At 40.5% G+C, this 6500-nt stretch carries 6 protein-coding genes and 1 pseudogene; 4 read left to right on the forward strand and 3 right to left on the reverse strand.

Annotation, left to right across the window (positions count from 1 at the left end; genetic code table 11):
* Window positions 1-20: 20 nt before the first annotated feature.
* Entirely contained in the window at window positions 21-590 is a 570-nt protein-coding gene (locus DWZ03_RS19605) for an aldo/keto reductase (RefSeq protein ID WP_207805215.1), read from the reverse strand.
* Window positions 591-853: 263 nt separating this feature from the next.
* Window positions 854-1939, reverse strand: coding sequence for a hypothetical protein (locus DWZ03_RS19610; RefSeq protein ID WP_133303177.1), 1086 nt, complete (start codon window positions 1937-1939; stop codon window positions 854-856).
* Window positions 1940-2141: 202 nt separating this feature from the next.
* On the opposite strand from DWZ03_RS19610, the gene DWZ03_RS19615 reads away from it, so the two are divergent.
* From DWZ03_RS19615 to DWZ03_RS19625, 3 genes are all read left to right on the forward strand, one after another.
* Window positions 2142-3092: a helix-turn-helix domain-containing protein gene (locus tag DWZ03_RS19615; protein ID WP_120130550.1), complete on the forward strand. Its 951-nt coding sequence runs from the start codon at window positions 2142-2144 to the stop codon at window positions 3090-3092.
* A complete protein-coding gene (locus DWZ03_RS19620) occupies window positions 3031-3849 on the forward strand; it encodes a Cof-type HAD-IIB family hydrolase (protein WP_120130551.1) in 819 nt (272 codons plus the stop codon). The genes DWZ03_RS19615 and DWZ03_RS19620 overlap by 62 nt, the downstream gene beginning before the upstream one ends.
* A 282-nt stretch (window positions 3850-4131) precedes the next feature.
* Entirely contained in the window at window positions 4132-4656 is a 525-nt protein-coding gene (locus DWZ03_RS19625; RefSeq protein WP_120130552.1) for an acyltransferase, read from the forward strand.
* Between the two features lie 265 nt (window positions 4657-4921).
* Here DWZ03_RS19625 and DWZ03_RS19630 read toward each other — a convergent pair whose 3' ends face one another.
* A complete protein-coding gene (locus DWZ03_RS19630; protein ID WP_120130553.1) occupies window positions 4922-5962 on the reverse strand; it encodes a site-specific integrase in 1041 nt (346 codons plus the stop codon).
* 300 nt (window positions 5963-6262) lie between these two features.
* Between DWZ03_RS19630 and DWZ03_RS20325 the strand changes: the two are divergent.
* Window positions 6263-6500 (forward strand): annotated as a pseudogene (locus DWZ03_RS20325) (hypothetical protein); the annotation flags it as partial.

The raw sequence follows: 6500 nt of genomic DNA on the forward strand, positions 1-6500 counted from the left end.
CGCCAAGCGGATACCAGCATTCAAGCACTATGTTGTGCTGTCTTAGCTTTTCTTGCCAATATGCGCTGTGCATACGGATGGCACTCTATCTGCATGGCGGCAGGCTTAATCTTCATGCTGTCAACGATGTCGCTGAACACACGGTCATTATAGTCGAAGTTGCTGATTCCTATTGACCTTACCTTACCTTCTGATACGGCTTTTTCCAAGTCATGCCATGCACCTTTGTAGTCTCCGACAGGTTGGTGCAGATACAGAAGGTCGATGTAATCGACTCCGAGTCTTTGTAACATTTCATCTATGGCCTTTGCCGTTTTTCCCTCACCGTATTCATTTGGCCAAAGTTTGGAAGTCAGCCATATCTCTTCGCGTGGTACTCCGCTTTCACGGATTGCTTTTCCCACACTTTCTTCGTTGCGGTAGGCATGTGCGGTGTCTATATGCCTGTAACCTCGTTTCAAAGCTTGTACGAGTAACTTTACTGTTGTTTCATTATCTGGTAGGGTAAAAGTTCCTATGCCAAACTGTGGCATTTCGATGCCGTTGTTTAATTTCAGCATCGGCATCGTCAAATTTGTTGTATCTGCCATTCCGTTATTTTCACTGTTTGAGGCATGAGTTGGCAGCAATGTAAAACTGCACGCCACAGAAAGGACTAATCTTGCTAATCTATTCATAATATGTTATTTATTCCTGTTTTCGCTGTAAAGTTCCTTCTTTTTTACGTGTGTATTATAATAAAATTTACGGCATTGCTTTCACGGTTTTCCGTTAATTGCGAATACGTATCCATTTCTTGGGCTACCATACACCGCTGCTCAACGCTCTGTAGAGAACAGTCATGTTTTGCGCCTCATCGAAAGTGTTGGAAAGATTTTTCATCCGAGCTTTTCTTTGTTATGTTGTTCTTGCACCATTCCAGCACGATGGCGGCTATTTGGTGACTGTTCTTGTCCATCATCAGCATGTGGGAGTTGCCGTATATGCCCATTTCTGGCAGGTGTATGACCGTGGCGTTGCCTCCTGCCTTATTTATAGACTCTGCCAAACGACTCCATCCGTCCATACTGTTTTGCCACACATGCCCTGGCATACCAGTTTCGTTAGTCAAGTTATCACCGAAAATGATAAGTAGGGGGATCTTTGATAGTTGCCTTATCTGCTCGTCGCCGTAGCCGCTGCCTGTTCCACCGGGTTCGAGCAACACCATACCACGGATGCCTTCAGTGCTACGCAGGGCAGTTTCGACAGGGAAAGCTCCCGATTGGGAGTGGCTCACCAGCACCACGTTCTTTACCTCGGCAGACAATTTAGACAAGCATCGGTAGTTTGCATCGGGAGAGGGAAGGCGCATGATGTGGGGAAGGTTCTGCTTGGAAAACTCATCAAGGCTACCTATGGGAAACTGTGCTCCGTCAACGGGATTGCCATCTTTTGTGCCGAAGCGGAAATTAGTCCATGAGTTCTCATCGGTCTTGCGGCTGAAAGGGGTCTGCGCCATCGGTTGAGTCTTGCCTTTCCGCACATCGTTGTATGTCTTCTGGTCGAAGCCAGAACGTCCTATGCCCACTTGATCCACCACATACACAGCGTATCCCTTGCGCACCAGATATTCGTCCCATCCCATGCGACCGTCTGGAGTCGTCTCCCAGCATTTCCCGCTGAGGTGCATACCGTGTATGAGCACGAACGAAGTGCCGTCTGTTTGTTCCTGTGGAATCATGTACCTGACGTACATTTGGTTAACAGTGATGTGTCCCGGTGGACAAATGCCGCCCAATTCATCCGTGGTCTGACTTTCAAGTTCACCTCCTAAATAGAAACTTCCCTGCGCTTTCAGTATCAATGGGGCAGGACTTGTGGCTATGGTTGCATATTGCTGCGCAAATGCACTGCTTAACACTCCACAATAAACCAAGATAATCATTAATTTCTTCATTTTCATTTCAATTTACCGTTTATTGCTCTTTTAACGGCTGCAAAGTTCATTGTTTCCTGTGGATTCGTAATAAGATAATTAACGGCATTACTTTCACGTTTTTCTGTTTATAAGATATAATCAGACATTTATGAATGAAAATAGGTAATATGTGAAAGCTGATATAAAACCTATTCACTATCTTTGCATAAAAACAGCGGATATGACAGAAACAGCTTTATTCAATGCTACAGATTTTCCACGCAGTACGGCACAAGCCGTATATCGCGAAGGCGACATTCTCTTGTTCAACACACAGACAGACCACTGCCTGCCTTCCGAATATACAGGCCGATACCACGTACATATCCTCTGCCATACAGGGAAGGCACAGTTCTCTATGATGGGAAAGACATACGTGATAGAAGCCGGAGATTGGGTCATCTGGCAGATTGGCTCGGAAATCTACGATGCGCTCTACTCTTCCGACTTCGATGCCGATTTCCTTTTGGTGGAAAGAAACTTCTTGCTAGAAAACAATCCTGAAACCGTTTGGGCCACGAAAGGATACGTATTCATTAAGGAGAATCCTGTATTCCGTTTGAATGAAAAGGGGAAAGGGTTGCTACAGGCCGATTTCGACCTTATGAGGCAAAGACTGTCCGAAAGCAATATCTTCCGCAGGGAGATATTGGGACGTACCATGCAAATCTTCCTCTTCGATTTGTGGAATGTATATGAAGATGCCATAAACCGGCAGGAAGACTTGAGCAACGTGTCCGCAGGGCTGTTCCACCGTTTCATGGACTTGGTGCGCCAATATTCCACCTCAGAAAGGGAAGTGGCATTCTATGCCGACAAGCTGTGCGTTTCGCCCAAATATCTCTCTGAAATCGTGAAAAAAGGAAGTGGCAGACCAGCCTCCTATTGGATAAATGGTTATGCTACGCAGGAAATAATTATGCTGCTGAAGAAACCGGATATAGCACTCGCAGAAATCTCCGAACGACTGGGATTCTACAATCCCGCCCATTTCAGCCGGTTTGTCAAGAAGATGCTTGGCATGTCACCTTCGGAGTACAGGATGAATCTTGAAAAAAAATGGAGGGACAATGAAAACAAAAGCGATTTTCTTAGATGTGGATGGAACACTAATCAGTTTCAAGACACATAAGATACCACAGACCACGATTGATGCCTTGAATATGGCACATAATAACGGCATTAAGATAATTATAGCAACAGGCAGAGTGGCAACAGACCTTGTCGAACTGGATACCATTCCGTATGAAGCTGTCGTTTCGCTGAACGGCTCCCAATGCCTGCTTCGTGACGGAACTGAAATTACTTCTCGCCAAATCAGTCCGAAAGATTTCAGAACAGTTCGTAATCTTGCAGAAAAATATGGTTTTCCATTGGCGTTGGAAGTGGATAAGGGAATACTTGTCAATTATATAAATGATACCGTTATAGCACTTTCCGAACTTACCAATCATCCGATACCTCAGGTGGTGGACATTGACAAAGAGTTCGACAACTGTAAGTGTTGCCAGCTTTGCATTTATTGTGGAAAAGAGGTGGAAAAAGAAATTATGGCACAACTTCCAGGCTTGACCGTTTCACGCTGGAATCCGTATTTTGCAGATGTGAATGTTGCCGGTACAGACAAAGCTTCAGGAATGGCGGAAATGGCAGATTATTTAGGTTTTTCTTTGAATGAGTGCATAGCATTTGGAGACGGAGGTAATGATATTCCCATGCTTCGTGCAACAGGAATCGGTATTGCAATGGGTAGCGCATCGGATTTAGTTAAGAGTCATGCAGACTATGTAACAAATGATGTGGACGAAAACGGCATATATAATGCCCTCGTACATTTTGGTGTAATTAATCAAAGGTGTTTGTCCGGTAACTACTCAGTCAAAGAATAACACGAGCAGTTACATATTTATTCAATTATAGCAATACAACGTTTTATCCGTTCTTATAATTTCTCCATAGAAGCCTCATATCAGATAAATGATTATGCACGCAGGAAATAATCGTGCTTCTGAAAAAAATGGATATGACATTTGCCTATGCCTTGGAGAACTTGAAATTCCACAATTCTGTTATAGTATATTTAACAAGAAAATGTTTAAGAGTTATCCTTCAAAATGCAATAATTAATTAAATAAGAAACGTAATAAGATATCAATTTATTCGCAACAAAAATGGAAGAGTTTAGAATAGACATGCGCAAACCCGAAGAGGCTGACCCCGTAGAAGGAATCCGCTGCGCACAGTTATGTTTCAAAATCAATCACATGATGCCTTATACCGAAGAATACAATGAGTTGGTGAAAGAGTTGTTCATGGGCAATATCGGCGAGAACACTCGTGTGATGCCTCCTGTCACTGTAGTGCGTGGCAATAAAGTAAGGATTGGCAAGAATGTAGTAGTGATGAACAACTCCCTTTTTATGGCAGCCGGAGGAATTACCATTGAAGATGATGTGATGGTTGCAGCCAATGTGCAACTCATCTCCAACAATCACGATTTGTACGACCATGCCGTACTTACCTGTAAGCCCATCCATCTGAAACGCAACTGTTGGATTGGCGCAGGAGCAACCATTTTGCCGGGTGTTACGGTTGGAGAAAACGCTGTCGTAGCCGCTGGAGCTGTTGTAACCAAAGATGTAGAGGAGAATATTGTGGTGGGTGGTAATCCGGCAAAACTTATTAAGCGATTATAACAAATTAGTGAAGCAATTTTTCTCTTCCCTAAAAACAATTCAAATCTTGAAATCCCTGCTTTCTTCCGCAGGTTCAGTCTTACAATAATAAGAACTGCTTGTCCTCATTATTTTATAGAAATTCAAATGGAGAAAAGATAGTTGTGAAAAATCAAATTATTATTCTATGTTTTTTTGTACCTTTGCATCCAGATAAAGTGTTCTTTTGAGTTAATGCAAAATGTAACAAGAATGAGAACTTCGCTCGTTTCTAAATCGTTACCTACTAAGAAATATTTTCTTGTAAGTCGCACATTTTCAGCAAAAAAGAAGAATAAAGATGTCTTGCCTTATGAAAGGTTATATGTTTCGATATCCCAGCCTGCTCGACCCATCTATGCAAAATTTCATTACTCCGTCCTAATGAGACCAATCCGGCAAATACCTTTTCCGTCTCTTGGGCATTTCCTCTGTTTGGCAAATGTTTTATAGCTTCTGAACTGAGTGGAAGCGATATGGCTTCTTTCGTTTTCTTCTGAATGATATTCAATAGTGCATTTCCATTTTCATCATAACGTATATCTTCCCATCTCAATGCAATAATATCACAATGTCTCAATCCACAAAAACAGCTGAATAGAAATGCTTTTTTTAATAAGGTATTATAAAAAGGAGTATGAACTAATCTGGTTAATTCCTTTATTGTGAGATAATCCCTTTCTGTTCTACAACGTTTTGGCTTATCCTCATTCTTTATTTTATCCATTGGGTTAACAGTTATGTAATCTTCATAGACAGCACAGTTCAAACAATAACGTAGCATCTTCAAATAATAAAGTTGGGTGTTAACATGTAACATTTTTTCTTTTTGACTATGTATTTGTTTTGCTCTCTTCAAGTAATCTATAAACCCCAATAAATAGGCTTTGTCTACCTTCCTTAACAATATTCCATTCGGTGTATATCTTTTCAAATGACATACGACAGCATGTATTGTACTTTTTCGCACCTTATTGTTTACACTTTGTTCTGCTACTAATTTCATATAGTCAGTCAGCTTCACATCGGACAATCTGTTACGATTAAATCCATAAGCTTGATTTTGTATTTCCACAATCCTCTGAGACTTAATCGCATTTGCTAAATTTAGCGTTTCCACATTTCGTTTTTTGTCAGCTTGATTATGTTCAGGGATAATATACAACTTTAAGAATTCGTATTGTCGTCTTCCATTCATATATATGTCTAGATATATGGATTGACATCCATTTACTAACTTTTTTGTTCTCACCTTTATTGGCTCTTTTATTTTCAATAGCTTTTTCATATTCTTTTAATAAAAATACACAGTTTATTATTAGTAGTAACAAAATAGTAACAAGTTCTCAATTCCCAAAATTATTTCCATTCTTACTTTTTGTATTCAATTTATTAATTATTAAACATTTACACCACACAATACAGTACTGCTAAAAGGGCAAATATAATAATAAGCCAGTAACAATTAACTATTAAATAGCAAACAAGAGGAAGATACTTTATTGTTTGAAAAAAAAACAAATAAACATAAAAGGCTATTGATATTCAGCAAACTGTATATCATATCAAACATAATGTAAAGTATATAATGTCATTTCCGGAAGAAAAGTCATGTCGGATAATTGTTCTGGACAATAATGTACCCCAAATTTCTCTTTATTATTGTCCCCTAAAGGGGGATTCGGTGCCTCAAGCGGAGCGTAATGACTGGAATGTGAGCTATGAATTGGGCGATGCTTGGGAAAATGCACGGAAAATAAAGTTGAAAAATAGTTCTTTGTTCAAGATTGATGTATTGGTGTATCCGGAATTCTCTTTCAAGAACG

Origin of the sequence: Bacteroides sp. AF29-11, assembly GCF_003602895.1 — a bacterium.
GTDB lineage: Bacteria > Bacteroidota > Bacteroidia > Bacteroidales > Bacteroidaceae > Bacteroides > Bacteroides uniformis.

Coding starts and splice junctions, on each gene's coding strand:
- DWZ03_RS19605 (WP_207805215.1), bottom strand. CDS start 590: ATGGCAGATACAACAAATTTGACGATGCCGATGCTGAAATTAAACAAC.
- DWZ03_RS19610 (WP_133303177.1), bottom strand. CDS start 1,939: ATGAAGAAATTAATGATTATCTTGGTTTATTGTGGAGTGTTAAGCAGT.
- DWZ03_RS19615 (WP_120130550.1), top strand. CDS start 2,142: ATGACAGAAACAGCTTTATTCAATGCTACAGATTTTCCACGCAGTACG.
- DWZ03_RS19620 (WP_120130551.1), top strand. CDS start 3,031: ATGAAAACAAAAGCGATTTTCTTAGATGTGGATGGAACACTAATCAGT.
- DWZ03_RS19625 (WP_120130552.1), top strand. CDS start 4,132: ATGGAAGAGTTTAGAATAGACATGCGCAAACCCGAAGAGGCTGACCCC.
- DWZ03_RS19630 (WP_120130553.1), bottom strand. CDS start 5,962: ATGAAAAAGCTATTGAAAATAAAAGAGCCAATAAAGGTGAGAACAAAA.